Here is a 471-nt window from a genome sequence, read left to right as displayed (position 1 = left end):
CCTCAGCGGCCACACCAGCACCGTGTGGTCGGTGGCGTTCGCCCCGGACGGCCGCACGCTGGCCAGCGCCGGCAACGACAAGACGGTGCGACTGTGGGACGTGACCGACCCGTCCACACCCCACTCCCTCAACCAACCCCTCACCGGCCACACCAACCAGGTGCACTCGGTGGCGTTCTCCCCGGACGGCCGCACTCTGGCCAGTGGCTGTGCCGACCGGAGGGTGCGGCTGTGGGACGTGACCGACCGATCCGCCCCCCACCCACTCGGCAAACCCCTGACCGGCCACACCGACCCGGCGCTCGCGGTGGCGTTCTCCCCGGACGGCCGCACGCTGGCCAGCGCCGGCGCCAACAACGATCGCACAGTACGACTGTGGGACGTGACCGACCCGTCCGCCCCCCACCCACTAGGCAAACCCCTGACCGGCCACACCGACTCGGTCTGGTCGGTGGCGTTCACTCCGGACAG

General features: G+C 71.5%; 1 protein-coding gene. It reads left to right on the top strand.

From position 1 onward, the window contains the following. A partial coding sequence (locus tag DD1DGNOD_RS28705) for a WD40 repeat domain-containing protein (RefSeq protein ID WP_430827748.1) occupies positions 1-471 on the top strand: 471 nt, incomplete at both ends.

The organism is Candidatus Protofrankia californiensis (genome assembly GCF_900634765.1).
Lineage (GTDB): Bacteria > Actinomycetota > Actinomycetes > Frankiales > Frankiaceae > Protofrankia > Protofrankia californiensis.
Note: the sequence above shows the minus strand (reverse complement) of the source record. Positions and strands in the feature narration are given on the sequence as shown.